The sequence below is a fragment of the Amycolatopsis ultiminotia genome, assembly GCF_039536925.1.
In the GTDB taxonomy this organism is placed as follows: Bacteria; Actinomycetota; Actinomycetes; order Mycobacteriales; family Pseudonocardiaceae; genus Amycolatopsis; species Amycolatopsis ultiminotia.
On record NZ_BAAAZN010000012.1, the window covers coordinates 243,970 to 269,914 of the forward strand.

Annotated in this window: 29 protein-coding genes; 11 read left to right on the plus strand and 18 right to left on the minus strand. The window is 70.9% G+C overall.

Going from position 1 to position 25,945, the window contains the following annotated elements; translation table 11 throughout:
* The first annotated feature begins 4 nt into the window (after positions 1-4).
* From ABD793_RS26590 to ABD793_RS26600, 3 genes are read left to right on the plus strand one after another with little or no spacing between them, the layout of a single operon-like run.
* Positions 5-1,093 (plus strand): ABC transporter permease, encoded by a 1,089-nt coding sequence (locus ABD793_RS26590; RefSeq protein WP_344864702.1) that lies wholly within the window; start codon positions 5-7, stop codon positions 1,091-1,093.
* Entirely contained in the window at positions 1,090-1,782 is a 693-nt protein-coding gene (locus tag ABD793_RS26595) for an ABC transporter ATP-binding protein (protein WP_344864704.1), read from the plus strand. Before ABD793_RS26590 ends, ABD793_RS26595 begins: the two co-directional genes overlap by 4 nt.
* Positions 1,783-1,791: 9 nt before the next feature.
* A complete protein-coding gene (locus ABD793_RS26600) occupies positions 1,792-2,568 on the plus strand; it encodes an SGNH/GDSL hydrolase family protein (RefSeq protein ID WP_344864706.1) in 777 nt (258 codons plus the stop codon).
* Here the strand turns inward: ABD793_RS26600 and ABD793_RS26605 are convergent.
* On the minus strand, positions 2,558-3,082 hold the full coding sequence (locus ABD793_RS26605; protein ID WP_344864708.1) for a CGNR zinc finger domain-containing protein: 525 nt from the start codon (positions 3,080-3,082) through the stop codon (positions 2,558-2,560). The genes ABD793_RS26600 and ABD793_RS26605 overlap by 11 nt on opposite strands.
* Positions 3,083-3,107: 25 nt before the next feature.
* Here ABD793_RS26605 and ABD793_RS26610 point away from each other — a divergent pair, with 25 nt between their 5' ends.
* Entirely contained in the window at positions 3,108-3,284 is a 177-nt protein-coding gene (locus ABD793_RS26610) for a hypothetical protein (protein WP_344864710.1), read from the plus strand.
* 71 nt (positions 3,285-3,355) lie between these two features.
* Here ABD793_RS26610 and ABD793_RS26615 read toward each other — a convergent pair whose 3' ends face one another.
* Positions 3,356-4,159 carry a pentapeptide repeat-containing protein gene (locus ABD793_RS26615; RefSeq protein ID WP_344864712.1) on the minus strand — a complete coding sequence of 268 codons (804 nt, stop codon included), beginning with the start codon at positions 4,157-4,159 and terminating at the stop codon, positions 3,356-3,358.
* 78 nt (positions 4,160-4,237) lie between these two features.
* On the opposite strand from ABD793_RS26615, the gene ABD793_RS26620 reads away from it, so the two are divergent.
* Positions 4,238-5,449 carry a tyrosine-type recombinase/integrase gene (locus ABD793_RS26620; protein ID WP_344864844.1) on the plus strand — a complete coding sequence of 404 codons (1,212 nt, stop codon included), beginning with the start codon at positions 4,238-4,240 and terminating at the stop codon, positions 5,447-5,449.
* Positions 5,450-5,537: 88 nt separating this feature from the next.
* Here ABD793_RS26620 and ABD793_RS26625 read toward each other — a convergent pair whose 3' ends face one another.
* Positions 5,538-7,028: an MFS transporter gene (locus tag ABD793_RS26625; protein ID WP_344864714.1), complete on the minus strand. Its 1,491-nt coding sequence runs from the start codon at positions 7,026-7,028 to the stop codon at positions 5,538-5,540.
* Between the two features lie 55 nt (positions 7,029-7,083).
* On the opposite strand from ABD793_RS26625, the gene ABD793_RS26630 reads away from it, so the two are divergent.
* Positions 7,084-7,515, plus strand: coding sequence for a MerR family transcriptional regulator (locus ABD793_RS26630; protein WP_344864716.1), 432 nt, complete (start codon positions 7,084-7,086; stop codon positions 7,513-7,515).
* Between the two features lie 21 nt (positions 7,516-7,536).
* Here ABD793_RS26630 and ABD793_RS26635 read toward each other — a convergent pair whose 3' ends face one another.
* The 3 genes from ABD793_RS26635 to ABD793_RS26645 form a co-directional block, all read right to left on the minus strand.
* Positions 7,537-7,800 carry an ankyrin repeat domain-containing protein gene (locus ABD793_RS26635; RefSeq protein ID WP_344864718.1) on the minus strand — a complete coding sequence of 88 codons (264 nt, stop codon included), beginning with the start codon at positions 7,798-7,800 and terminating at the stop codon, positions 7,537-7,539.
* Positions 7,788-8,042 carry a hypothetical protein gene (locus tag ABD793_RS26640; protein ID WP_344864720.1) on the minus strand — a complete coding sequence of 85 codons (255 nt, stop codon included), beginning with the start codon at positions 8,040-8,042 and terminating at the stop codon, positions 7,788-7,790. Before ABD793_RS26640 ends, ABD793_RS26635 begins: the two co-directional genes overlap by 13 nt.
* Before the next feature lie 406 nt (positions 8,043-8,448).
* The gene (locus ABD793_RS26645; RefSeq protein WP_344864722.1) at positions 8,449-8,658 is read right to left on the minus strand and encodes a hypothetical protein; all 210 of its coding nucleotides are present in this window, start codon (positions 8,656-8,658) and stop codon (positions 8,449-8,451) included.
* 615 nt (positions 8,659-9,273) lie between these two features.
* Here ABD793_RS26645 and ABD793_RS26650 point away from each other — a divergent pair.
* Entirely contained in the window at positions 9,274-10,125 is an 852-nt protein-coding gene (locus ABD793_RS26650) for a hypothetical protein (RefSeq protein WP_344864724.1), read from the plus strand.
* 208 nt (positions 10,126-10,333) lie between these two features.
* On the opposite strand, the gene ABD793_RS26655 is transcribed toward ABD793_RS26650, so the two are convergent.
* Complete coding sequence (locus tag ABD793_RS26655; protein WP_344864726.1) at positions 10,334-10,936, minus strand: TetR/AcrR family transcriptional regulator; 603 nt, start codon at positions 10,934-10,936, stop codon at positions 10,334-10,336.
* A gap of 124 nt (positions 10,937-11,060) precedes the next feature.
* Here ABD793_RS26655 and ABD793_RS26660 point away from each other — a divergent pair, with 124 nt between their 5' ends.
* Positions 11,061-12,005 (plus strand): SDR family oxidoreductase, encoded by a 945-nt coding sequence (locus tag ABD793_RS26660; protein ID WP_344864728.1) that lies wholly within the window; start codon positions 11,061-11,063, stop codon positions 12,003-12,005.
* Between the two features lie 201 nt (positions 12,006-12,206).
* Here the strand turns inward: ABD793_RS26660 and ABD793_RS26665 are convergent, their stop codons facing one another.
* The 3 genes from ABD793_RS26665 to ABD793_RS26675 form a co-directional block, all read right to left on the minus strand.
* Complete coding sequence (locus ABD793_RS26665) at positions 12,207-13,406, minus strand: MFS transporter (RefSeq protein ID WP_344864730.1); 1,200 nt, start codon at positions 13,404-13,406, stop codon at positions 12,207-12,209.
* Between the two features lie 161 nt (positions 13,407-13,567).
* Positions 13,568-14,116 (minus strand): Chromate resistance protein ChrB, encoded by a 549-nt coding sequence (locus ABD793_RS26670; RefSeq protein WP_344864732.1) that lies wholly within the window; start codon positions 14,114-14,116, stop codon positions 13,568-13,570.
* 72 nt (positions 14,117-14,188) lie between these two features.
* Positions 14,189-14,935, minus strand: a complete 747-nt coding sequence (locus ABD793_RS26675) for a hypothetical protein (RefSeq protein ID WP_344864734.1) — start codon at positions 14,933-14,935, stop codon at positions 14,189-14,191.
* 147 nt (positions 14,936-15,082) lie between these two features.
* Between ABD793_RS26675 and ABD793_RS26680 the strand changes: the two genes are divergently transcribed.
* The 3 genes from ABD793_RS26680 to ABD793_RS26690 all read left to right on the plus strand — a co-directional run bounded on the left by ABD793_RS26680 (position 15,083) and on the right by ABD793_RS26690 (position 19,122).
* Positions 15,083-15,679: a ClpP family protease gene (locus ABD793_RS26680; protein WP_344864736.1), complete on the plus strand. Its 597-nt coding sequence runs from the start codon at positions 15,083-15,085 to the stop codon at positions 15,677-15,679.
* 327 nt (positions 15,680-16,006) lie between these two features.
* Positions 16,007-18,478: a DEAD/DEAH box helicase gene (locus tag ABD793_RS26685; RefSeq protein WP_344864846.1), complete on the plus strand. Its 2,472-nt coding sequence runs from the start codon at positions 16,007-16,009 to the stop codon at positions 18,476-18,478.
* A complete protein-coding gene (locus tag ABD793_RS26690) occupies positions 18,475-19,122 on the plus strand; it encodes an SWIM zinc finger family protein (RefSeq protein WP_344864738.1) in 648 nt (215 codons plus the stop codon). Before ABD793_RS26685 ends, ABD793_RS26690 begins: the two co-directional genes overlap by 4 nt.
* Before the next feature lie 3 nt (positions 19,123-19,125).
* Here ABD793_RS26690 and ABD793_RS26695 read toward each other — a convergent pair whose 3' ends face one another.
* The 8 genes from ABD793_RS26695 to ABD793_RS26730 form a co-directional block, all read right to left on the minus strand.
* Positions 19,126-19,890 carry an SDR family NAD(P)-dependent oxidoreductase gene (locus ABD793_RS26695; RefSeq protein ID WP_344864740.1) on the minus strand — a complete coding sequence of 255 codons (765 nt, stop codon included), beginning with the start codon at positions 19,888-19,890 and terminating at the stop codon, positions 19,126-19,128.
* A 73-nt stretch (positions 19,891-19,963) separates the two neighbouring features.
* On the minus strand, positions 19,964-20,548 hold the full coding sequence (locus ABD793_RS26700) for a DUF4865 family protein (protein WP_344864742.1): 585 nt from the start codon (positions 20,546-20,548) through the stop codon (positions 19,964-19,966).
* Between the two features lie 4 nt (positions 20,549-20,552).
* Positions 20,553-21,194: a class I SAM-dependent DNA methyltransferase gene (locus ABD793_RS26705; protein WP_344864743.1), complete on the minus strand. Its 642-nt coding sequence runs from the start codon at positions 21,192-21,194 to the stop codon at positions 20,553-20,555.
* Between the two features lie 51 nt (positions 21,195-21,245).
* Positions 21,246-22,862: an acyl-CoA dehydrogenase family protein gene (locus ABD793_RS26710; protein ID WP_344864745.1), complete on the minus strand. Its 1,617-nt coding sequence runs from the start codon at positions 22,860-22,862 to the stop codon at positions 21,246-21,248.
* Complete coding sequence (locus ABD793_RS26715) at positions 22,846-23,451, minus strand: TetR/AcrR family transcriptional regulator (protein WP_344864747.1); 606 nt, start codon at positions 23,449-23,451, stop codon at positions 22,846-22,848. Before ABD793_RS26715 ends, ABD793_RS26710 begins: the two co-directional genes overlap by 17 nt.
* 29 nt (positions 23,452-23,480) lie before the next feature.
* A complete protein-coding gene (locus ABD793_RS26720) occupies positions 23,481-24,104 on the minus strand; it encodes a dihydrofolate reductase family protein (protein ID WP_344864749.1) in 624 nt (207 codons plus the stop codon).
* An 80-nt stretch (positions 24,105-24,184) separates the two neighbouring features.
* Positions 24,185-25,339: an RNA polymerase sigma factor gene (locus tag ABD793_RS26725; RefSeq protein ID WP_344864751.1), complete on the minus strand. Its 1,155-nt coding sequence runs from the start codon at positions 25,337-25,339 to the stop codon at positions 24,185-24,187.
* Positions 25,336-25,743, minus strand: a complete 408-nt coding sequence (locus ABD793_RS26730; RefSeq protein WP_344864753.1) for a YciI family protein — start codon at positions 25,741-25,743, stop codon at positions 25,336-25,338. The genes ABD793_RS26725 and ABD793_RS26730 overlap by 4 nt, the downstream gene beginning before the upstream one ends.
* Between the last annotated feature and the right edge of the window lie 202 nt (positions 25,744-25,945).

Sequence of the window (25,945 nt, forward strand, 5' to 3'; positions counted from 1 at the left end):
AGCAGTGTTCGTCGCTTGGAGAGATCTGAAGTTCGCCAAAGGGCGCTTCGCCCTGATGGCCACCGTCATCGTGCTGATCACCCTGCTGGTCGGCCTGTTGTCCGGGCTGACCGCCGGGCTGGGCAGGCAGAACACCTCCGCGATCACCGGTCTGCCCGCCGACCGGATCGCGTTCGCCGCGCCCGGCGAGGGGCAGTCGCTCTCGTACGCCGACTCGGCCGTCACCGAGACGCAGTGGCGGCACTGGACCGCGGAGGTCGGTGCCGCCGGCGCACAGCGATTGGGTATCAGCACCACCAGGGCCGCTGCCGGGAACCGGAGCGCCGCGGTCTCCGCCTTCGGCGTCCAGCCCGGCTCCCCCCTTGCTCCCGAAGGCGGTGCGGTGACCGAACGCTCGGTGGTGCTGTCCACCACCGCCGCCGCCGACCTCGATCTCCACCCGGGCGACGCGTTCGCCTTGGCCGGGCAGCAGCTGAGCGTGGCCGCGGTGGCCGGCGACGCGTCCTTCAGCCACCTGCCGGTGGTCTGGACCAGCCTCGACGTCTGGCGGAAGACCGCACCTCCGGCCGGCGGCCGCCCCGGTCCGGCCGCCACCGTGCTCGCACTGACCACGACCTCCGGAGCCGACCTCGCGGCCACCGACCGGGCGGCCGGCACCACGACCGTCACCAAGGACGATTCGCTGTCCGCGATCGGTTCCTACCGCTCGGAAAACGGCTCCCTGCAGTTGATGCGCGGCTTCCTGTTCGCCATCTCCGCCTTGGTGATCGGTGCCTTCTTCACGGTGTGGACCATCCAGCGCAGCGGCGACCTCGCGGTGCTCAAGGCGCTGGGCGCCACCACGGCCGACCTGCTGAAGGACGCACTCGGCCAAGCCGTCGTCCTGCTCGTCGGCGGCACCCTCGCCGGCACCGGCCTCGCGGCCGGGATCGGCGCCGCGATCACCGGCTCGGCCGTGCCGTTCGTGCTGACCCCCGCCACCGTCCTGGTTCCCGCCGCGGTGATCATCCTGCTCGGCGCGCTCGGTGCCGCGCTGTCCATCCGCCGTATCACCTCCGTCGACCCGCTGACCGCACTGGGGACCCTCCGATGAGCCTGAACCTGACCGGCATCACCCTCACCTACCCCGACGGCGACGCTCGGCTGACCGCGCTCGACGAGGTCACCCTGGACGTCCCGCGAGGCACTCTCACCGCGGTGGCCGGCCCCTCCGGATCCGGCAAGTCCAGCCTGCTGGCCGTCGCCGCCACCCTGGTCACCCCGGACGCCGGCACCGTCACCGTCGACGGCACCTGCACCACCGGCCTGACCCGCCGTGCCCGCACCGATCTGCGCAGGCACGCGATCGGCATCGTTTTCCAGCAACCGAATCTGCTGCCGTCGCTGACCGCCGTCGAACAACTGCAGCTGATGGCCCGGATCGACGGCCGCTCGCCGGGTGCGGCCCGCGGCCGGGCGATGGACCTGCTCGATGCGGTGGGACTGGCGCCCCAGGCAGAACGCCGCCCGCACCAGCTCTCCGGTGGACAGCGCCAGCGCGTCGCCATTGCCCGCGCGCTGCTGAACGAGCCCACCGTCCTGCTGGTCGACGAACCCACCAGCGCACTCGACCGGGAACGCGGGGCCGTCGTCCTCGACCTGCTCGTCCGGCTCACCCACCAGCAGGCCACCGCCACCGTGCTGGTCACCCACGACCGCAGCCACCTCACCGCCGTCGACCGGATCGCCGAGGTCCGTGACGGGCGCCTCCGCGTGCCGGAGCCCGGGTCGGGTCCCGTTTAGACTGCGGCCATGACCAACCGCTTAGTCTGCCTCGGCGATTCGTTCACCGAAGGGGTCGGCGACGACGATCCGTCCGCGCCGAACCGGGTGCGCGGGTGGGCCGACCGGCTCGCCTCGGTGCTGGCCACCGCCGAACCCGGGTTCCGCTACGCCAACCTCGCCGTGCGCGGGAAGCTGCTTCCGCAGGTGCTCGCCGAGCAGCTGGAACCCGCGCTGGCAATGGAACCGGATCTGGTCACGCTCTACGCCGGCGGCAACGACCTGATGCGGCCCAGGGTCGACATCGACGCGCTCACCGGCGCCTACGAGCGGGCCGTGTCCCGGCTGCGCGCCGCGGGTGCGCAAGTGATGCTGTTCACCGGCGTCGACGGGGTGGAAGATGCACTGTTCCGGACGATCCGTGGCCGGGTCGCGATCTACAACGAGCACGTACGCGGGATCGCCGCGCGGCACGGCACGCTGCTCGTGGACATGTGGGCGATGCGGCAGCTGCGCGACCGGCGGCTGTGGTCGGCCGACCGGCTGCACCTGAACGCCTTGGGGCACAACGAGATCGCCATCGCCGCGCTGGACGCGCTCGGCATCGCGCACGACCTGTCGCCGGCCACGTTGGGACCACGTCCCCGGCTCTCGGTGCGGGAGCAGCGGGCGGAGAACCTGCGCTGGGGTCGTGAGCACGCGTTGCCGTGGGTCGGCAGGCGGCTGCGTGGTGAGTCGTCGGGGGACACGATCAAGCCGAAGCGCCCGGCCCTCGCACCGATGGAGGGAACCGCGATCAAGGGGTGAGCTGGCGGGCGCGGTGGTCGGCGACGTTCACCCGCGTACCGCAACGGGTGGAGCAGAACCGGCGCCTGCCGTTACGCGAGGTGTCGACGAACGCAACACCACACCCTTCGCGCGCGCAGATGCCGAGCCGTCCGGACTCTTCACACACGAGATGTGCGAGTCCGCCTGCGGTGTAGGCGCGCACGCGCTCGACCACGCCGGCCCCTTCGCTCGCGTAGTGCAGGTGCGGTGGTTTCCCGTCGTGCCGGGCGATGTACGGGCGGCACGCGGCCGCGGCGAGCAGCTCGTTGACCAAGTCGACGCGGGCGTCTTCCGGTGCCGCGAAAACGTCGTGGAGCCGACGGCCCCAGGCGAGAATCCGGGCCGTTTCTTCGTCGTCGATCTCGGTCAGGGCCATACCGTGGGCGAGTCCGGTGGCCAGGACGTCCGCGGCGGTGGCGCCGCCGTGTCCGGCGAGCGTCGCCACCGCCGCGGCCACCTGAGCGCCCGGACCACCGTAAGGGTTGAAGTGCATAGAACCATTACAGCACGATCGGGGCATGGATGAAAACCGTTGCCCCCGATGCGGCTGGCCACTGGCCGAGCTGCCGTGTTCCGCAGTCGTCTCGCCATCCCCGCGCAGCCGCGCCGAGTACGTGCACTGCCTGTGCGGCAGCTGGGTGGTCCGCTTCGGCGGCACCGTCGTCGGCGCCACTGCGTCACGAGAATGGGGCTGACCGCCCGAGTCCTCAGTGGACAGCCTCGCTCGGCCGGACTGCAACGCCGAGCTGTCCCGTCCGGGCGTTGATCACCAGTGCGCCGGCCGGGCAAGCCGCGCCGGCAGCCGCGTGCCGTCGTCGCCGCGGGCGGTGTTCACCTGGGTCTGGGTGAGGAACAGGCTGGTGGTGAAGTCGGTGCCGCGGATGTCCGCGGCACGAAGGTCGGCGCCGAGCAGGTCAGCGTGGCGCAGGTCCGCACCGCGGAGTTCGGCGGCGATGAGGTACGCCCCGCGCAGATTCGTCCCGCGGAGGTCGGCGCCGGACAGCTTCGCGCCCATCAGGTCGGCGCCACGCCGATCCTTCTTCCTGCCGCGGACCTGCGCGCGGACGAGTTCGCTGCTGCGGGTGAGCAACACGTCGACCTTCGCACGTTCACCGGCCACCTCGGTCGCCAGCAGCTCGTCAGGTGCTGCCGCGGCGTGCGTGCGTGTGGTGGTGATCGCGCGGTCGAGGGCGGCGTGGATTTCCCGGGTGGCGTCGAGGGCACGCGCTTCGGTCAGGTACCAAAGGAATTCGTGCAGCTGCCGCATCACCGGGAGCGCGGCGAACATCGCTTCGCGGACCTCCGGCGTGCTCCGCCAGTCGCGGCCGCCGAACGTCACCTGGGAGACCTGCTGCCCGGCGCCGAAACAGTCATAGCCGGTGCAGCCCGAGAAGCCCTGTGACTGCAACCGATCGTGGATGCCGCAGCGGAAATCCGGCTGCAGATGGGGACACGGATCGCCGGCGTCCTTGTCGATGGCGAAATCGGCGGAGCGGGTGAAGGTCAGCGCGACACAGCAGAGCCCGAAACAGCTCGCGCAGTCGGCGGTCAGCTCGGGATGATCGGGCACGCTCTCTCCTCGGGCGGTCGGGAACGTTTCCCAGGGTAGTCACGGCCGCCCGGCTGCTAACCTCGGCCGGTGGTGATCATGTCCGGCCCCGGTGCGGCCGTCGGGACCACGGCAGCCGGTGCCGTTTCCGCCGGACTCGACCCGTGGCCCGGCGTCGCCGATCCGGCCGGGCTGCTGGCCGGGATCGCGGACTGGCTGAGTGGGTACGGCAATCCGCTGACCCGGCGGACCTACGGCGAGGGGCTCGGCCTGCCGGTCACCGCGGGCGCGATCCGGACCTGGCAACAGCCCGGCGAAGCCGCCGGGGCGTGGAACTCGGCGCTGGCCGCCTACGCCGCCGCGCTGCGCGTTTCGACCGCCGCTCCCGTTCGCCCCGGACCTCCGCCTGCCGCGCCGGGCCGGTTGCGGCACCTGCACTGGTTCCGCTGGTGCGCCGCCCGGCAGCTCGATCCCGGCCGTGCCACCACCAGCCACGTGAAAGCCTGGCTGGACGCACTCGCCGAGGCCGGTGCCGCACCCGCGACGCGGGACCGGATGCTCGCCACCGTCAAGGCGCTCTACAGCCATCTCGCCGGCTGCGGTCTCGCCGCCGCCAACCCCGCCGCACTCAGCAGGCGGCGGCTGGGCCTCACCGCCGCCGCCCGCAGCACCTCGGCCACCATCACGCTCACCGCACGGCAGGTCGCTGCGCTGCACACCGCTGCCGCGGCACCACGCCGTGGAGCGGGCCCGGTGGACACCGCACGCGCCGCGGCGATCGTCACCCTGTTCACCCTCGGGCTGCGGGTCAGCGAACTGTGCGGATTGGACGAACGCGACCTGCACGTCACCCGCGGCCGCCGCGCACTGCGCGTGCACGGCAAGGGCGGCAAAACCCGCGTCGTGTACCTGAGCCGTCCCGCCGAAGATGCCCTCGCCACGTACCAGGCGCGCACCGGAAACCCGGCGGCGGAAGTGGCCCGCCGTGGCGCACCGGCGGGGGAGGACCGGCCGCTGCTGCGCACCCGTTCCGGACGACGATTCCAGCGACAGGCGATCTGGCAGCTGCTGCGCCGCGTCGCGGCCGGCAGCGGGGACGAGCTGGCCTCCGTCGCCGACGTCATGCACCCGCACGCACTACGCCACTTCTACGTCACCACCGCGGTCGAGGCCGGCGCGCAGCTCGACCACGTGCAAGCCGACGTGGGACACAGCAGCATCGACACCACCCGCAACGTCTACGACCACGCCGCCCGCGACCCGGAGCGCAGCGCCGTCGATCTCGTTGCCGACACCTGGTACCCGGGCTGACCGTCTGCCTCATGGGCCGACATCCTTCGCGCCTGTCGAGGTGTGCGCACAAATAGCGTTGCCGGGAGCGGCAAGAACAGGGGAGTCGCTACTGCTTGGCAAGGGAATCCGCCTGCGCGCCAGTCGATTCACGATGGTTCGGCACCCGGGCTCCCTTCCCTGCATCGAGGTCGTCGAACAGGGCGGCGGCGCCGGCGGCGGTCTTGCCCGCCCACGGCGTGGTGCTGAGCAGTCCGAGCAACACCACACCGATGCCGAGTCCGGCGGAAAGCCACCACACCCCGTGTTCGGCAGTGGTGAAAGCGCTCCCGTCGCTGCCGACCGCAGCGCTCACGGCGGCGCCCGCGATCGCGACTCCCAGCGTCGTGCCGGTCTGCCGTCCCGCTGAAGTCACCGATGCGGCCACTCCGGCCATCGAGGGCGGCATCCCGGAGACCGCGGTGTTGGTGATCGGTGCCGCGCTCGTCGCCAGCGCCAAGCCGAACAGCAGGTAGATCGCCAGTACGAGCGGCAGCGGGGTGGTCGGGGACAGCCGGAGCGAAGCCAGGCCCCCGAGCGCCAACGCGGCGCCGGAGACCAGCAGCGGCAGCCGCGGTCCGCGCGCACCGACGAGCCGGCCACAGATCGGTGATACCACGACGATCACGGCGCCCGCCGGAAGCAAGGCCAAGCCTGCCGTGACCGCCGGCATACCGCGGATCTCTTGCAGGTACTGCGTGGTCAGGAAAAGGAATGAGCCGAACCCGCACAGCGCGGCAATCGCGATCACGAGCGCCGAGGCGAACGGCACACTGCGGAACAACCGCAGCTCCAGCAGCGGGTCGCTGCGGCGGCGTTCGTAGCCGATCAGGCCTGCCAGCACCGACACGGCGCCGACGAGCAACGCCAGGATGACGGGGGAGGTCCAGCCGAGCCGTCCGGACTCGATGATCGCGGACACCACGGCGCCCAGGAGGAGGACGACCAGCAGCTGCCCCACCGGGTCGAACCGCCGCGCGCGCTCGGCGCGGGATTCCGGGACGAACCGGGCGGTGCACACGATCGCGCCGGCCACGATCGGCACGTTGATCCAGAACACCGACCGCCAGCCGAGGTCGTCGACCAGCGCGCCACCGAGGATCGGCCCCAGTGCCAGCGCCAGGCCCGAGGTCGCGCCGAAGACCCCGATTGCCTTGGCCCGCTGGGCGGGTGCCGGGAAGGTCGTCGCGATGATCGCCATCGCGACCGGGTTGAGCATCGTGCCGCCCACGGCCTGCACGGCCCGCGCCCCGATCAGCCAGCCGACGCCGGGCGCGAGCCCGCACAGCAGCGAACCGAGCCCGAAGACGGCAAGACCGGTCCGGAAGATCCGTTTGCGGCCGTGGCGGTCGGCGCTCGATCCGGCCAGTACCAGGAAACCGGCCAGTACCAGGGTGTATGCGTCCACTGTCCACTGCAGACCCGACTCGGTTGCCTGCAGGTCCGCACGGATCGAGGGCAGCGCGACGGTGACGATGGAGATGTCCATCGTCGTAACGATCATGCCGGCGCAGCAGATCGCGAGCACCAGAACTCGCCTGCGGCGGCTGAGGTCGGGCATGGGGCTCCCCTCGCAGCGGTTCGGGAACGTCGGTCATCACGCTAGGATTGAGAGCGTGCTCGAAGTCAACTCGCCGCCTGTGCCGGAGACCGGCGTGACGATCGCCGAGGCCGCCCGCCGCACCGGGGTCAGCGCACACACGCTGCGCTACTACGAGCGTGCCGGCCTGGTCGTCACCGACGTCGGCCGCACCACCGGCGGCCGGCGCCGCTACCGCGAACGGGATCTGCACTGGATCCTCGTCTGCACCAAACTGCGTGCCACCGGGATGCCGATCAGGACCATCCGCCGCTACGCCGAGCTGGTCACCGAAGGACGCGGCAACGAAAAGGACCGGCTCGCGCTGCTGGAGGCCCACCGCGCCGGGGTACTGGAACAGCTCGCGCAGCTGGAGGAAAACCTCGAGCTCATCGACCACAAGATCGACGTCTACCGCGGCCGGATGGCGGCAGGCGACGCCGACCGGGTGTGGGCGCCGCGCGGTTGACCCGTCGAGGGGCGCGCGGGGTCAACCGCTGGTCGAGATGGCACACCTGCCGCGAATGGAGCGGTCGGCGCCGTGGGTGAGCAGCCACTGGCAGATGGCGGCGTCCCCGTCGAGGGCGGCCTGGTGCAGTACCGTGCGACCGTCCAGGCCGGCCGAATTGACCTCGAAGCCGGCCTCGATCAGCCGTTCCAAGCCAGCAACGCCGAGAAACTCGGCAGCCACCCGCATCGCATCCGGACGTCGGGCAACGGCCTGAGCGCGAAGGGCGGGCGTCACCTCGGCCACCGCACCCCGGGCACCGATACAACCCGATCGACGTCGTCCAACCGGATGCTGCTCGCGCCGGCATCGGCGAGCAGCCGGGCAACGGGTTCCTGCCCGTTGCCCACCGCGACCTCGTACGCGCTCCGGTCACCGAGGATCGGGTGGTATCCCGGCGTGTCCGGATCCACACCGCACGCCAGCAGCAGCCGGACGCGCTCGGTGTATCCGCGCCCGGCGGCGGAGCGCAGGTGTTCGCCGACCATCTCCTCCGGGCTGGGGTAGGCCCTGCCACAGGAATCCGGCGTTCGGATCCGCGCCGGTTCGCAGCACAGTCAAACTGCCGAGGTCGTCCTCTTGGCGCAGCCGGGAGCAGCACAGATACAGGAGCGGCGGCCACCTGTGCGGCCCGCCATCGGTGGACACCGCCGCCGGGGATGCGGCCACGAGCGCGGCGAGGTCGTTCGCCCGGCCACATGCGGCCAGGGTGTGGACCGTCGCGCTCGCCGGGCCGGGATCGGCCGTGCGGAGCAGCTCAGCCTCGCCGGCGCGGTTGAACTCCGGGTAACTCAGGCACCCCGGCCGCAAGAACCGGTCGACCGGAGCGTCCCCGTCGCTCGCTTTCATCGGACGCCCGTACGCGACGATCGTTGCCAGGTGCTCGCGAAGCTTCTACCACCCGGCGGAGCCGTACGCCCTGGCCACGACTCGTTGCGCACGAGCCAACGTCACCGGTCCGCTGCCGGGCGGGTCGTAGGAATCAACCAGCTCGAGCGCATCCAGGCGGACCTCCGCGGCGGCGTCACGGAGCTGCTTGGCGCGAATACGCAGCCAGTCGAGTTCCGGATTGTCCGGAAGCGACCAGCGCGGCGGAGGGGGCACGACAGCCTCCTCCGCCGGATCCGAGGTCCGCGCCGCCGGCACGAAGAGGTGCGCTGGAAGCCGCATCCCACCTGATCAGGTGGGATGCGCCCGGTCAGCGGCGCGATGGCGCCCGCGATTACACGCGAGCATCCGGACCAGCTTCTTGCAGCCGCGTTTTCGGCGGCACTGCGGCGGCCGTCAGGGACACAGCGTTACCACTCGCGGTGAAACCACGAGCACATTCCGTGGCTGGGCTGGCTGATCTCCCGCTTGGCTACAGAATCCCAATTCTGTAGCCAAGCGGAGCTTTAGTATTAATAACTACAACCAAGGTTAGAAGTTATATAACCTCTGAGGTAGGCTCACGGTGTGCTGGAAGAAGCTGCTGACGGACGCGCTGTCGCGTTGTGTGGGTTTCGTCGATGCCGGGCGCCGTTGCCGCCGCCGGGGCCTCGGGGTGGGCGGCCGTTCGAGTTCTGTCCGGAACGGGAGTGGCCCGGGGGCCGGACGTGCAAGCAGCTGGCGGCGGCGGATCAGGCGTTGCGGGAGGCACTGGGCGACTCGGCGCCACATGCGGGGTTGAAGGACGCAGCGGCGGAGTTCGTTAGGGCGGCAGCTGATCTCGGGGAGCCGTTGCAAACCTTGCGGAACGCGCTCGACAGCGTCGCAGCGCGGGCGCAGGACGAGGTGATCGCCGCGCTCGCCAAGGCCGAGGCAGCCGAAACGCGCGCGGCCGAAGCGGAGGAGCTGCGGCAGGTCGCGGAAGCCCAAGCGGCCGAAGCGGAAGCGGCCGTGCGCGAAGCGGAGGATTCCGCGCGCCAGCACCAGGAACTGGCAACCGGCGCGGAGGCGCGGGCAACTGAGGCGGAACAGGCCCGCCGGGCGGCCGAGCACCGTCAGGAACGTGCCGAAGCAGCGAGTTTCGCCGCAGGGGAGCGCGCGGATCGCGCAGTCGAAGATGCCCGTGTGGAGCGGGTCAGTGCAGAAAAGGCGATCGCACAGAGCCGGGCCGAGCGGGATCAGGCGAAGGAGGAAGCCCTGGCCGAGCGGGCGAGGGCGGACCGCGCCATCGAGGACGTCCATGCGGAACGCGCGCGGGCTGCGGAAGACGTTCGCACCGAGCGGGAACGCGCCGAGCGGGCGGCCCTGGAGGCACGCGCGGAACGGCGGCGGGCGGACGGTCTGGCTGCGGACGTCACCGCCCGGGGAGAACAGGTCGCGGCGCGCACCGCAGAACGTGACGCCGCGCAGGCGAGGCTCGTGGAACTCGGTGAAGCGGTCACCGCCGGTCAGGACCGGATCGGCGAGCTGGAGGTGACGGTCGCCGGTGAGCGGCAGGAGGTAGCGGTGCTGACGAGCCGGCTCGAGGACGCCCGGACACGGTTCGCCGCGGAGACCGGAAGGGTGGCACGGATCCACCGGCTGGCCGTAGCCGCGGACGACAGTGCGCTTCGCGCCGATCTGCTCACCGAACTCCTCGACTGACCGGACTTCCCGGCTGCACGCGCTGAAGCGGGACCTGCGCTACGCCCCATGAAAGCACCGTCTGCGGTGGCACTCGAGCAGCACGCCGTTCCGCACTCTGGTCACCGACAAGGCGAACTCGCGCAGCCGGCACCGGCCGCCTGCGGCGCGTGCGCGGCGCCTGTTCCGACGGCTTGAGGAACCGTCTGTCCGGGGTAGCAGAACGTGGCTAGGCTCCGGAGCTGCTTTCGGCGTCCGCCGTCGTCGGTGGGGCAGGTGCGGAGAGGGTGCGCAGATCGGCAAAAGCTTCGGAAAGATGCGCGTCCAAGCTCTGTTCGGGGTCGTCGGTCCAGGCTTGGACTGCGTGGCGGTAGGTGGCCCAGCCGGTCCGAGCTGCCAGCCCGGCCAGCCGGCCGGGGACCCCCCGCTGCCGCAGTGCCTCGGCTACCACGTCGGCGAGCAATGCGTGCTTGGCCAGTTCACGTTCGCGTAGTGCCGGTGTCGCGGCGATGACTTCGAAACGTGGTTCGGCGAATGCGCGGTTGGCCTCGAGGGCTCGGGCCGTTTTCCGGAAAGCGCAGAGCAGGATCTGGAACGGCTGCAGGCCGTCCGGCGCTTCGGCAATCGCCTGCATCAGCGACGCGCGCAGCTCGTCCTCGCCGTCGAAAAGCGCCTCGCGCTTGTCCGCGAAGTGCCGGAAGTAGGTGCGCTCGTTGACGCCGGCACGGGCCGCGATCTCAGCCGTGGTGGTGTGGTCGAACCCGCGTTCCCGGAACAGCTCCAGTGCCGCCTGCCGGAGACGGCGGCGCGCATCCAATCCGCTTCGTGGCATGTCCTGACCCTACCGCGTTATGCCAGTGACTGGCGTCACGTTGCGCCAGTCACTGGCATAACGCGTAATGTCGGCGACTGGCGCTAAGTAGTGCCAGTCACTGGCGTTAAACGGGAGAATGTCCATGCATGTCTTCGTCACCGGTGGTTCCGGCCAGACCGGCCCCACCGTCGTCACCGAGCTCATCGCGGCCGGCCACACCGTCACCGGACTGGCACGCTCGGCTGCCTCATCCGCTCGGCTGGCAGCACTGGGCGCCACACCGCACCGCGGCTCCCTGGAAGACCTCGACAGCCTGTACGACGGCGCCGCAGCCGCCGACGGAGTCCTGCACATGGCCTACGGCGGCGATTACGGCGATCCGGCCGCGCTCGCCCGTCGCGACTGCGGTGCGATCGATGCACTGGGCCGCGGGCTGGCCGGGTCCGGCAAGCCGCTGGTCATCACGTCGGGCACGTTGGTGATGCGAGGTGGCCGGATCAGCACCGAGCAGGACGAGCCAGATCCCGATTCGGTCGTCGCCGTGCGTATCGCGGGCGAGCGGGCCTGCCTGGACTTCGCGGATCAGGGTGTGCGAGCCAGTGTCGTGCGGCTCGCCCCGACCGTGCACGGTCCGGGCGACTACGGGTTCATCCCGGCTCTCATCGCGGCCGCGCGCCGGGCGGGCGTTTCGGCCTACATCGAGCACGGCGCCAACCGGTGGCCGGCGGTTCACCGGTCGGACGCCGCCGGCCTCTTCCGGTTGGCTTTGGAGAAAGCGCCCACCGGAAGCGCACTGCATGCTGTCGGCGAAAGTGCCGTGACGATCAAGAGTGTCGCGGAGCAGATCGCGCGGACACTCGACATCCCCACCGTCTCGCTGAATCTCGAGCAGGCCGCCGAACACCTCGGAAACCCTTTCCTGGCGAAGTTCTTCTCCCTCGACGTACCGGTCTCCAGCGAGCACACCCAAGCGCTGCTGGGTTGGGCACCGAAGCACGCGACGTTGCTGGAGGACCTCGCGACCGGCGACTACTTCACCCCGCAGGCCAGCGTCCGTGCCGAGGAGGTCTGGCCGACGCGCGCCTGATCGACGGGCGTCTCCGCCAAGACATCGCCGCGGGCGATCATTCACCTCGTCGAAGCCCTCAAAGCACTGGTCAGGAACCGCTCACCGGAATTCGCCGAACCGCTGCCCTGGTGGCGATCGCGTGACGGCCATCCTGGTTCACCCCACCGGACGCGCGTGCGGCGCGTTGGGCGTCCTCGATCCGCCGCCGTGGCCCATCCGCTAGCCGTCGTGCGCGGCCGGGGTTTTCGCTCTGGTGACGGCGAGGCCGGTCACGGCCAGCGCCGCGGCCAGGCCGAGCAGCCCCGCGCCGAGAGTGGCGACGGTGGCGATGGCGCCGACGAGCAGCGGTCCGCCGGCGTCGCCGAGCTCGCGTCCGACCTCGGCCGAGCCCATGGTCTGGCCCACTCGTTCCTTCGGGGTGGTGCCGGCCAGGTGGGCGAACGCGAGCGGGCTCACCACCCCGGTCCCGATGCCGATCAACACCGCGGCGGCCACGACGGCGACCACGCCGGGCAGCAGCGCCGCGACGATCATCCCGGCCGCGGCCAGCCCCAGTCCGGCGGCCATGCCGGCACCGTCGCGGAGCCGCCCGGCGTCGCGGGCGCGTCCGGTCCACGGCTGGACCAGCGCGCCGCACGCGGCGAGCAGGGACACCGCCGCCCCGGTGACCAGCGGTGTCAGCCCGCTCGTGGCACCCAGGACGGGCAGGAACCCCACGCCGGCCGCCAGCGCGGCGGTCGAGCCGGCCAGCGCCGCGGTCGGACGAAGAAACCGGGGATGGGTCAGCCGTCGCGCCAGGTCCAGCACCGTCTGACGGGCGCGGGGCAGTGGTGACGCCGTCGGAACGACGGCGGTGGCCCACACGCACACGGCAAGGGACAGTCCGGCGAGGACGGAGAACAGCAGGGTGAAGCCGCCGAAGGTGATCAGGACGCCGCCAAGCAGCGGGCCGAGCGTGTAGCCGAGGCCTTTCCAGGCGCCGTAGCCGCCGAACGCGCGGCCGTGCCCGGTACTCGGCGACAACCGGGCGACCATGGCGCCCGCGGCGGGGGAGAAGGCTGCCGCGGCGGCACCTTGCCCGAGCCGTGCCAACCCGACCGCGGCCGGGTTGCCCGCCAGCACGAACGCGGCGGAAGCAACGGTGAACGCGAGCAGTCCGCCCAGCAGCACGGGCCGGGGTCCGACACGGTCGGCCAGAGATCCGAACACCGGTTTGAGGACGACTTCGGCGCCGTCGTAGACCGCGAGCAGCAAGCCGAGGGTGAGCAGGGAAGCCTGTTCGCCGTGAGTGTAGACACCGAGGCTGGCGGCGATGCTGTGCGCGCCGAACGCCGTGACGAACCCGGCTGCGTACAGCGGCCGCAGCTGCCGGAGCGAGCCGGTCGGTGTGCCCGTTGCCGGTTTGGCGGGACCGCTCACGGCTTCAGCCCACCCGGACATCGGTCGGCGCCGGCGGGTGCAGCGCAGCGGCGAGAAGGGGCCGCGGCGTCGGCCTCGCGAAGTCGTCGGTCGGGGGCAACAGCTGGGTATCGAAGGGCACGAACGTGGTCCTTGCGTCGGCTGGTCGCACGGCAGGCGCGTCACATTTGGTGCAGGGCCTGGAAAACCTGCTGGGTGTAGTCGGCGAGGCGGTCGGTGCAGTGCTTGAGCCGCTGCTCGGCCTGTTCGGCCGAGGGGGCGCCGAACACGTCGCGGATCTTGAGCTCGCGATGCCAGCGGCGCAGCCGTTCCAGGCTGTGCTCTTCCTCTTCCAGCTCGGCCATCGTGAACTTGCTGTTGCGGAATTCCTTGTCGATCTCGGCGTCGAACTTGCCGCAGTCGGCCAGGAACTCGGCCAGTTCCTCTTCCCGGTCCGCGGTGAACAGCGCCTCCAGCCGTGCACCGTCCCGCTCGTCCCGCCCCACGGCGTCGAGCACCATCACCTCGCCCTCACCGCGCTGCGCGAGCTCGATCACGCGGGTCACGCCCGCGGCGAACGCCGGTACGTCGGGCACCGCCCAGGTGCCCTGGCCCAGCGACAGTGCCCCGATGCGACGCAGCTCCCGCCACACCGCCACCCGATGCCGCGACGGCTCCGCCGGCACCCGCACCACCAGCACCAGCCATTTTCCGTCTGTCCGGTCCGTCACGAAGGTGAATGTAGCATCTGTTACAAGTTCGCGCGTATCGGTCTGCTCGATCGATGAGTCCCGCGGCACCGGTCAGGCTTCGAGGAACGGCTGATCGCACAGAGCGCACGTGATCGGGCCGAGTTCGAGACTGGACCGCGCCGCCCGGATACGGCGTGGGGGCTCGCAGCGGCAGATCGCGGCGACGTAGTTGGGACCCCCGCGGTGCGCGCCACGGCCGTCGACCGGGGCGATGACGATCGGCGGCGGCAGGTCGGGGCCGTCCGGGGTCTCCGGGGTCTCCGGCGGCTCCGGCGGAGGCGCGGACGCACGGAGGGCGACCTCCTGTTCGGTGTGCCGCCAGACGGTGAGCGCGGTTTCCAGGCCGGCGAGTTCGGCTCGGTAGGCGGCGACCGTCGCAGGCAATGCGGTGGTGGCAGACCAGCCGATGCGGTCGGCCTGTTCGGCGCGCAGTCCGACTTCCGCGGCGAGCGCGGCGAAGCGCTTGTTGTGATAGCGCCCGTCACTGACGTCGACGATGTCGCGGGTCGCGGCGAGCCCGTGCGCGGCTTCGTGGAGTGTGGTGGACAGGAGTTCGGCCGGACTGCGCCGCAGGCCTTCCGCGCCGAGGAAGAACTCCGCGCGTGGCTCGACACCCTCGCCGACGTGCCAGCGTGCGCGTGCGAAGTGACCGTGGATCTCGGTGGTGGTCCCCATGGTTCCGGACGCCAGCACGAGGATCGCGTCCGGAACGTCCGCGTGCCGGCGGCGGATCTCCGTCCAGAGTTGTTCCATCGCATGCATCACGCGGGTGGTGGGGCCGAGCCGGGTGGTGTCCACCCGGCCATCTTCCCGCTTAAGCGGCAATCCGTGTCACCGACCGGCTGATCGCCGCGAGCGAACTGCGCACGCCGTGAGCGAACGGCACTCCGTGCACACGGTGGCCGACCCTACTGTCGGAACCGACGGACAGGCAGGAGGAAAACCATGACGCTCACGATGGTGCCGGACATGCGGACACCGGCCGAGGGGACGCACGATCCGGTCTACGAACAGCTGTTGCGGGACCGGATCGTGTTCCTGGGCAGCGAGGTGAACGACGAGGTGGCCAACCGGATCACCGCGCAGCTGCTGCTGCTCGCCGCGGACGACCCGGATCGCGACATCACGTTCTACATCAATTCGCCCGGCGGCTCGGTCACCGCGGGCATGGCGATCTACGACACGATGCAGCTGGTGAAACCGGCGGTGTCCACCTGGGGGCTCGGGTTCGTCGCGTCGATGGGGCAGTTCCTGCTGTCGTCCGGCGCACCCGGCAAGCGGTACCTGCTGCCGAGCACCCGGGTGGTGATGCACCAGCCGTCGGCAGGCATCTCCGGCGCGGCGAGCGATATCGCGATCCAGGCGGAGGTCTTCGGGAAGATGAAGCGCCGGATCGCCGAGATCACCGCCCGCCAGACCGGACAGCCGGTGGAGCGGATCACCGAAGACGCCGACCGCGACCGCTGGTTCGACGCCGAGGAGGCGCTGGCATACGGGTTCGTGGACCACGTGGTGACCCAGGAACGCACCGCGGCCGGCTGACCGGCAGCGCTTTCCGGCGAGCGGTCCCGGGTGGACACCCCGGCGCAATCAGTGCTGGATCCGGTCCGGCCGGGAGCCGCTCGTTCCGGACCGGGCGGTGCGGCAGCGGACAGGCCGGGTCGGCTGAGGAAGTGCCACGTCCGCCGAATGCCGCTGTCGGCACGCTGATCGCCGCTTGACGTGCGACGGCGCGTCCCGGCCCGGTTTGCCTGTCCGGCTCCGCTGTTCCCGTACACAGTACGGAATATCCCGGTACACTACCGTTTCGGGAGTCGTATCGGGAGGGTGGAAACGCTGGACGCGGTAGTCGTGGAGCCGGGCGGGGTCGTGTTCTGGCGGCCGGACGGGGGTGAACCGGCAGGACCGGGCCGGCTCGGCACGGTCGAAGTCGTGCTGCCCGAGGGGGCTCGCACGGTGCCCGCGCGGCGCGTGCCGACCGCGGAAGCGGTCGCGTTGCTGCGGGAGGCGCCGGGCGGACAGCCCTCGGCGGTGTTCTGGGCGCTCGCCGCGGAGGCGGGTGTCCGGCTGGCCGACGCGGGCTGGACCGGTCCGCTCGATCCGGACGAGCAGGAGTGGCTGCGCGAGCTGGCCGACGCGATGCCGCCACAGGCCCATGCCTCACCGGTGCCGGGCCATCCGGACCGGCTACCCGAGCGCTATCCGCTGCTGCTGCGGTTCCTCGGCGACGTCGCCGGGCTGGAACCGGACGTGCGGGTGTCGCTGCGGCTGGAATCCGGCGATCTGGCCGCAGGCCGGTTCCGTGCGGTGGTGCAGGTGCACGGCGGAGCGGAACCACTGGTCGACGCCGAGCAGCTGTGGTGTTCGGGCGAACAGGACACCCGGCACGAGGTCCTGCTGGCGCTCCGGCATGCCGCGGAACTCTGGCCACCGCTGGCTCCGCTGCTGTCCGCGGCGATCCCGTCGTCGCTCCCGCTCGGCGACGAGGAGGTGGCCGAGCTGCTGGGCGGCGCACTGGACGGGACCGGTGTCGCGGTGCACTGGCCCGCCGAGCTGACCGGGCTCACCGCACGCGCTGTCGTCCGTCCCGGGATCGAACCCGGTGACGTGCGGACGTTCTTCGGCGGTGATCGCGTCCTGCAGTTCGACTGGCAGCTCGCGCTCGGCGACGTCGAGCTCACCAAAGAGGAACTCGACGCACTGGCCGAGGCGCGACGGCCGGTGGTGCGGCTGCGGGACCGGTGGGTGCTGCTCGACCGGAAGACCGCGGACCGCGCCCGCGACCGGGAGCTCAAACCGCTGACCGCGATCGAAGCGCTCGGCGTCGCGCTCACCGGCCGGGCCGAGGTCGGCGGCGACCACGTCGAGGTCCGCACGGACGGCTGGCTGGAAGACCTGCGTGCACGGCTGTCCGCCGATCCGGAACCGGTGCCGCAACCCGCCGGGCTGGCCGCGCACCTGCGTGACTACCAGCTGCGCGGGCTGCAGTGGCTGGACACCATCACCGGGCCCGGCCTCGGTGGCTGCCTTGCCGACGACATGGGCCTCGGCAAGACCATCACGCTGATCGCGCTGCATCTGCACCGCGGCACCGGTCCGACCCTGGTGGTCTGCCCCGCTTCACTGCTCGGCACCTGGGAAAGCGAGATCCGCCGGTTCGCGCCCGGCGTGCCGGTGCGCCGTTTCCATGGCAGTTCCCGTTCGCTGGCAGACCTCGACGGCGGTTTCGTACTCACCACCTACGGCACGGTGCGCGCCGATCCCGCGCCGCTCGCCGCGGTGGCCTGGGACCTGCTGGTCGCCGACGAAGCACAGCACGTGAAGAACCACCGGTCGGAGACCGCAAAAGCACTGCGCAGCCTCGGCTCCACCGCCCGGATCGCACTCACCGGGACGCCGGTGGAGAACACCCTCACCGAACTGTGGGCGATCCTCGACTGGACCACGCCAGGACTGCTCGGCCCGCTCGCGGAATTCCGCACGCGCTGGGGGAAACCCGTCGAATCCGGTGATCCGGCGGCGGCCGAACAGCTTTCCCGGTTGCTGCGCCCCTTCCTGTTGCGCCGCCGCAAATCCGACCCCGGCATCGCGCCGGAGCTGCCTGCCAAGACCGAGACCGACCGGCCGGTCTCGCTCACCACCGAACAGGCCGTGCTGTACGAGGCCACCGTGCGGGAGCTGATGGCCGAGGTCGCCGCGAGCGACGGCATCGCCCGCCGTGGCCGGGTCGTGAAGCTGCTGACCGCGCTCAAACAGATCTGCAACCACCCCGCGCAGTACCTCGGGGAACCGGACGACAGCCCGCTCGCCGGGCGTTCCGGCAAACTCGAACTGCTCGACGACCTGCTGGACACCATCCTCGCCGAGGACGGTGCGGTGCTGGTGTTCACCCAGTACGTGACGCTGGCCCGGCTGCTGGAACGGCATCTGACCGGCCGCGGCATCCGGTCGCAGCTGCTGCACGGCGGCACCCCGGTGACCCGGCGCGAGGAACAGGTCCGCCGGTTCCAGTCCGGTGAGGTGCCGGTGTTCCTGTTGTCGCTCAAGGCCGCGGGCACCGGGCTCACCCTCACCCGCGCGGACCACGTCGTGCACTACGACCGCTGGTGGAACCCGGCGGTCGAGGACCAGGCGACCGACCGCGCGTACCGGATCGGCCAGACCAAGCCGGTACAGGTGCACCGGCTCGTCACCGAGGGCACCGTGGAGGACCGCATCGCCGTGATGCTGCGCGAGAAACGCGCTCTCGCCGACTCGGTGCTCACCGCGGGGGAGGCCGCGCTGAGCGAACTCACCGACGCCGAACTGGCCGACCTCGTCACACTGCGGAGGAACGCATGACCGACCGCGTCCGCGGATTCCCCGCGTTCCCCGGCCGCAGCGGACGTGGCCCGTTCGCCCGCACCTGGTGGGGCCGCGCGTGGGTCCAGGCAATGGAGGACACCGCCCTCGACCTGCGCCAGCTGCGCCGGGGCCGGCAGTACGCCGCGGCCGGGCTCGTCGGCCCGATCACCGTCAGTCCGGGCCGGATCTCCGCGACCGCCGAAGACGCCGACGACGGCCCGTTCCACGCCGTGCTGCACCTGGCCGAACTGTCCACCACGGACTGGGAGCTGCTGCTCGACCGGGCCGCCGACCACGCCGGTCACCTCGCCGCACTGCTCGACCGGCACCTGCCCCCGGAACTGGCCGACCTCGTGCCACTGCTGCCCGGGATCGGCGACCTCGACCCGGACTGCGACTGCCCCGGCTGGGAGCTGCCCTGCCGGCACGCCGCGGCGCTGTCGTTCCAGGTCGCCTGGCTGCTCGACGCAGACCCGTTCCTGTTGCTGCTCGCCCGCGGCCGCACCGAAGCCGAAGTGCTCGACGACCTCGGCCGGCGCACTGCGCCCAGGGTCAGCGTCGGCGTATCGGCCGCGGAGGCCTACGCACGGGAACTCCCGCCGCTGCCCGATCCGGCCGCGTTCACCCCGCGGCGGCGCTGACGCTCAGGCGTGCGTCCCGCCGTCGATCCGGATTTCGGTGCCGGTGATGAACTCGCCGTCGTCGGAGGCCAGCATCGCCACCACCCCGGCGACCGCCTCCGGCGGACCGACCGGATTGCCCACCGGCGTGCTGAGACCGGTCGGCAGGATCGGCATCAGCTTGCCGAACAACGCGAAATCCACGTCCGCCGGGGGCATCCAGCTGCCGGCGTTGTCGGTGATCCCGCTCTTCACACTGCCCGGCGCGACACTGACCACCCGCACCCCGCGCTTGCTGTACTCCAGCGCGAGCGAGTGCGTCATCGCCTGGATCCCGCCTTTGCTGGCCGCGTAAGCCGCCATGTACGGATGCGCGAACGACGCGGAAGTCGAGCTGAAGTTCACCACCACACTGTGCCCGGACTCGATCAACGCGGGTAACGCCTCGCGGGTCACCAGGAACGTCCCGGTCAGGTTCACCGAGAGCACCCGGTTCCACAGCTCCAGCGGAGTCTCGTGGGTGTGCGCGGCGAGCAGGATGCCCGCGGCGTTCACCAGCACGTCCAGCCCGCCGAGATGCTCCACCGCGGCGGCGACGCCGGCGACCACGGACGCCTCCTCGGACACGTCCAGCGCCGCGGTCTTCAGCGCGGGATCCTCGAGCTCGACGGGGGAGACGTCGGTAGCGACCACCCGCGCACCTTCCGCCAGCAGCCGCTGCACCGTGGCCCGGCCGATCCCGGAAGCCGCACCGGTGACCAGGATCCGGCGATCGCGTAGACGCGTCATGGTCCTCCTTCTTTTGTGCGTGTCACGGTATGGGAGAAGAGCTTCGCGTGTCACGCGGCCGCCTGGGGCGAGCTCACCACTGCCTGCCGTGGCGCAGGTGCGCCAGCCCTGGCATCGAGACGTGCTCCACGCGGTACCGCACCGGATCCTCGTCCGGCGCGAGCTCTGCCCACAACGTGTACCGCACCAGTTCCCACGACCGCGGATCCACGACCAGCGCCGCCGAATGCACTCCCTCCCGCCGCGCGTGCCCGGCCAGCTCCGCGACCGCGGCGGCGATCGGTTCACCTGGAACCACCTCGCCGGGAAGCCGTTCGACACGTTTCCCCGCCGCTCGCGGCACCGCGCTGAACTCCGGGCCCGGCTCGAAGGCCAGCACGATCCAGTGCGGCACCGCCGGACGCCCGAAATCGTCCACAATGCCGCGGAATCCGCCCTCCCAGAGGAACGAGTGCATGCCCGCCGGGTCGTGCCACAGGTAGAACGGGGAGTACTGATTGCGCGCAGAACCATCTACGCCACGCTCGCGCACGCCGTACGCCTTCAGCCCGAGACCGGGCATTTCGTCCAGCAGCGGCCCGCGTTCCCGCACCCGGCGATGGATGATCTCCATATCGTAATCGGCGGGCAGAGTGATCTCGTAGTGCATTGCGTGCATGGGCTCACGCCACCTTTCGCGCTGTCAGGTACGCCTGCGGGGTCTTCTCGTGCGGCGGCTCCGGCTCTCGCACGAGCCGCGCCTGCACCACGAATCCCGCATCCGTGAGGACCCCGCTCACCAGATCCACCGGCAGACGGTACGCATCGGCGCGAATGTCGTGGCCGTAGGCGTTCTCGATGTGCCGCACCTCGTCGCCGACCTGGAACGCGGTCAGCAACCAGCCGCCCGGCGCGACGACCCGCGCCAGTTCCGCAGCCAGCACCGGGAGGTCCGGCCGCGGAGTGTGGATCAGCGAGTACCACGCCAGCGCACCGGCCAGCGCACCGTCGGCGATGTCCAGCGCGGCCAGCGAACCCACCTCGAACCGCAGGTCCGGATGCGTGCGCCGGGCCACCTCGACCATGCCGGGGGAGAGGTCCACTCCGAACACGTCCAGCCCCAGCGAGGCCAGGTACCCGGTCAACCGCCCCGGACCACAGCCGAGATCACCCACCGGCCCCGGACCGGCCAGCTCGGCGAACGCGCCCAGCACCGCCCGGTCCCAGGTGCTCTCCGCCAGCGCATCCCGCAACAGCTCGGCGTAGGACTCGGCAACAGTGTCATAAGCGGTCCGCGTCGCGGACACATAAGCCGGTTCGGTCATGAGCCGGGACGGTATCGGTATCCCACCCGCCACGCCCGCAGAACACGCGAATCAGACGCGGGCACGCTCGATGATCGCGGACGTGTCCGTGCCGGGCGGCAACGTGCCGAACGCATTCCCACCGTCGCCACCCAACCTGGTGGCACAGAAGGCATCCGACACCGCCGGCGCCCCGTAACGCACCAGCAGCGAGCCCTGCAGCACCAGCGCCATCGACTCCACGACGCGGCGTGCCCTGAACTCGATACCGTCCACATCGGACAGTTCCTTCTTCAGCCCTGCCACCGCGTCGTCCAGCCGCGAATCCGCCCCGGCGGCCTGCTCCGCCTCGGCGAAGAACGCCGCCACCGACTCCGGCTGACGGGCCATCGCCCGCAACGCGTCCAGCGCCGCGACATTGCCCGACCCCTCCCAGATGGACATCAGCGGCGCCTCCCGGTACAACCGCGGCATCCCGGACTCCTCGACGTACCCGTTGCCGCCGAAGCACTCCAGTGCCTCCGCCGCGTGCATCGGCGCCCGTTTGCACACCCAGTACTTCGTCACCGCCAGGCCGAGCCGCCGGAACGCCTGCTCCTGCTCGTCACCAGGCCGATCCCCGGCAGCTGCCAGCCGCAACGACACCGTCGTCGCCGCATCCGCCTCGACCACCAGATCCGCCAGCACGTTCGCCATCAGCGGCTGGTCCAGCAGCGCCTTACCGAACGCCCGCCGATGCGTCGCGTGGTGCACCGCCCGCACCGCACCCAGCCGCATCCCCGACGCACTGCCGAGCGCACAGTCCTGCCGCGTGTTGTTCACCATCTCGATGATCGTGCGGACCCCACGGCCCTGCTCGCCGACCAGCCAGCCCACCGCGTCGTCGTATTCGACCTCCGACGAGGCGTTCGACCGGTTGCCCAGCTTGTCCTTGAGCCGCTGCAACCGGATCGCGTTCCGGCTGCCGTCCGGCAACACGCGGGGGAGCAGGAAACAGGACAGCCCGCCCGGCGCCTGCGCCAGCGTGAGGAACACGTCCGACATCGGCGCGCTGGTGAACCACTTGTGCCCCACCAGCCGGTAGCTGCCGTCGCCGGCAGGCCGCGCGGTCGTGGTGTTCGCCCGGACATCCGAACCGCCCTGCTTCTCGGTCATCGACATGCCCGCGATCAGTCCCCGCTTCGTGCCCGGCACGCGGAGCCCGAAATCGTATTCGGTGGACGCCAGCAGCGGTTCGTACTCCGCGGCCAGCTCCGGATTCGCCCGCAACGCCGGAACCGCCGCATACGTCATCGAAATCGGGCACGTATGCCCCGACTCCACCTGACCCCACACGTACAGCTTCGCCGCACGCGCGGCATGCGCCCCCGGCCGGCCGTCCCGCCACGGCGCGGCCTGCAGCCCGTGCTCAACTGCGACCTGCATCAAATCGTGCCAATGCGGGTGGAACTCGACCTCGTCGATCCGGTGCCCGTACCGGTCGTGGGTACGCAGCACCGGCTCGTTCTCGTTGACCAGCCTGCCCCACTCCTGTGCCTGCTCGCCACCGGCCAGCCCGCCCAGCTCGTGCAACTCGCCGACCGCCCACGACGCATCCGCCCGCTGCACCGCGTCCAGCAGCGCCGGATCGTCGGCGACGTCGTAGACCAGCGGCGGAACCTGATTGGTGACCTCATGCGTTGCGGACATCCGAACCTCCCAGCGAGCGCACGACGAACGTGCCCAATTCGACGACATCGGCGGACCCGCCACTGGTCAGCGGGCCGATCAGCACCTCGGCCGCGGCACCGACGAGAGCGGCCGCGGTCACCGCGGCGTCCTGTGCGGGCAGCACCCCGGCCCGTACCCCGGTGGCGACGTGCTCGGCCACCACATCCCGGAACACCCGCCGGAACTGCAGCCGTTCCGCGTCGATCGCGGCGTCGACGGGCTCGGCCAGCAATGCGTACGCCAGCCGTGGCGCCTTCAACGCCCGCTCCGCGAACGTTTCGAAGACCGCCACCACCCGCTCCGCCGGATCCCCGATCCCGGCCGCGGCCTCCCGCACCGCCTCCACCTCGCGGGATACGACCTGACGGAACACCCGCACGATCAACTCGGCCTTGGTGGGGAAGTGGCGGTACACCGTGCCCACCGCCACCTCGGCCCGTTCGGCGACCGCGGCCACCGAACATCCGCCATAACCGCATTCGGCAAGCTGCGCCACCGCGGCAGCGACGATCGACTCCCGTGAGGAGTCCAGGCGCTGCTGCACCCGCGGAGTCCGGCGATACGGCATACCAAGAAGTGAAGCACCGATTCACAACTTCAGTCAACCGCACCGGCGTCGTCGCGTCTGCGGTAGCGGATATGGGTGGTCAGCGGTGAGTGGAGCACCTCGACGGGCTCGAAACCGAAAGTCTCGACGCCGTCGAACAGGCGCTCGCCGCTGCCGAGCAGGACGGGGGCGATGTCGAGGGTGAGTTCATCGATCACGCCGGAGTCGAGTGCCTGTCGCACCGTCGAAGCGCCACCGGCGATGTCCACGCCCTTGCCGTCGGCGGTCTCGAGCGCCTGCGCATAAGCGGCGTCGAAGCCCTCGGTGACGAAGTGGAAAGTAGTCCCGCCCGCCATCTCGATCGGTTCGTGGGCGTAGTGAGTGAGCACGAAGACCGGGGCGTGATAAGGAGGCTCGGGTCCCCACCATCCGTCCCACGTCTCGTTCCACTCACCTCGGATCGGCCCGAACATGTTTCGGCCCATGACGTAGGCGCCGCGCGGGCGCATCAGCCAGCTGTCCGCCGTCTCGTCGGCTTCGGTCGCGCGTGGGTCGCCGATATGCCAGCCGTGCAGCTCCTGACCGCGCTTGCCCAGCGGATGGTCCCGGCTCTGCCCGGGTCCAGCGACGAAGCCGTCGAGCGAGATCGACATGTGGCAGGTGGTGTCGGACAAGGGCTTCTCTCCGAAAGTAGTAGTTGCGGGTTGCGCTGCGGTCATCGGACCGCATGACACAACGTACAGTCGGAACTTCGTCAACCCAGCTCGGTGTTGAGCCGGGCGGCCTGCCGCATGAGGTGTTCGCGTTCCGGGAGATTCGGCGCATGCAGGGCCGCTTCGGCGTAGAGACGCGCGGCCGTGCTCAGATCGCCGTCGCGTTCGTGGAGATAGGCCGCGACCGCGGTGTGCCGAGGCAGGGAATCCTCCAGCTCCGCGAGAGCGGCGAGACCGGCCCGCGGACCGTCGGCCGCACCGACGGCCACCGCGCGGTTGAGCCGGACGACCGGACTTCCGGTCAGCTGCACCAGCTCGTCGTACCACTCGACGATCTGCACCCAGTCCGTCTCCTCGGCAACGGGCGCGTCGGCGTGCAACGCCGCAATAGCGGCCTGCGCCTGAAACTCACCCAGCCGATCACGCGCGAGTGCGGCCTGCAGGACCTCCACCCCCTCGGCGATCAGCCGGGTGTCCCACCGGCCGCGGTCCTGTTCGGCGAGCGGCACGAGACGTCCGTCCGACGTCGTCCTGGCCGCGCGCCGCGCGTGGTGCAGCAACATCAGGGCGAGCAGCCCTGCCACCTCCGGATGGTCGATCACCCCCGCCAGCTGCCGCGTGAGCCGGATCGCCTCCGCGGCGAGGTCGACGTCGCCCGAGTACCCCTCGTTGAAGACCAGATACAGGACCCGCACGACAGTCGCGACATCACCCGGCTGATCGAACCGCACCTCCGAGACGGTCCGCTTGGCCCGGCTGATCCGTTGCGCCATGGTCGATTCCGGCACCAGATACGCCTGCGCAATCTGCCGCGTCGTCAACCCGCCGACTGCACGCAACGTCAGCGCGACCGCCGAGGAAGCCGTCAACGACGGGTGCGCACACAGGAAATACAGCTGAAGCGTGTCGTCCACCGCTGCCGCGGGCTCCGGCGCCGGCTCGTCGTCCAGAACATCCTCACGACGACGACGTGCGGCGTCCGCCCGCGCCACATCGAGGAACTTGCGCCAGGCGACCGTCACCAGCCAGCCCTTCGGATCGCGTGGCGGGTCATCCCTCCAGACCCGCCACGCTTCGACCAGCGCCTCCTGCACGGCGTCCTCGGCCGCCGCGAAATCGGCCCCGCGGCGGACGAGGATCCCGAGCACCTGCGGCGTGAGGCTCCGCAGCAGCGCCTCGTCCAGCACTGCGGTCATTCCGTGACGGTGGGCGGCTCGGTCAGGAACGGACGCAGCTCCAGCCACTCGTGGATCGGCGTACCACCCGCGCCCGGCGCCGCGGACAGTTCGCCCGCCAGCTCGAGCGCGCGCTCGTAACTGTCCACATCGATCGCCATCCACCCGGCGATCACGTCCTTCGTCTCCGCGAACGGCCCGTCGGTGACCGGCGGCCGCCCCTCGCCGTCGTACCGGACGAACGTCCCCTCCGGGGAAAGCGCCTGGGCGTCCACGAACTCACCCGTCTCCTTGAGCCGGTCCGCGAAGTCGTTCATGTACTGCACGTGCGCCGAGACCTCCTCCGGCGTCCACTGGTCCATCGGGATGAAACCAGCCGGAACCGGCGCGCCACGGTAGTGCTTGAGCAGCAGGTACTTGGCCATGATGGGTGTTCTCCTTGATGCGGTGCGGCCCGGTCGGCCGCGATTCACGACAGGGACGGAGCCGTTCCCGCGTTCTCGACATCATCGCGGCAGGAATTTCCGATCGAGTCCCGCCCCGCCGCGACAAGCAGCCCGTCCGGACCGCGGACGCAGCGGAACCGCTAGATAGTCTCGCAGTTCAGGGCCTCGCGCACGTTCCGGC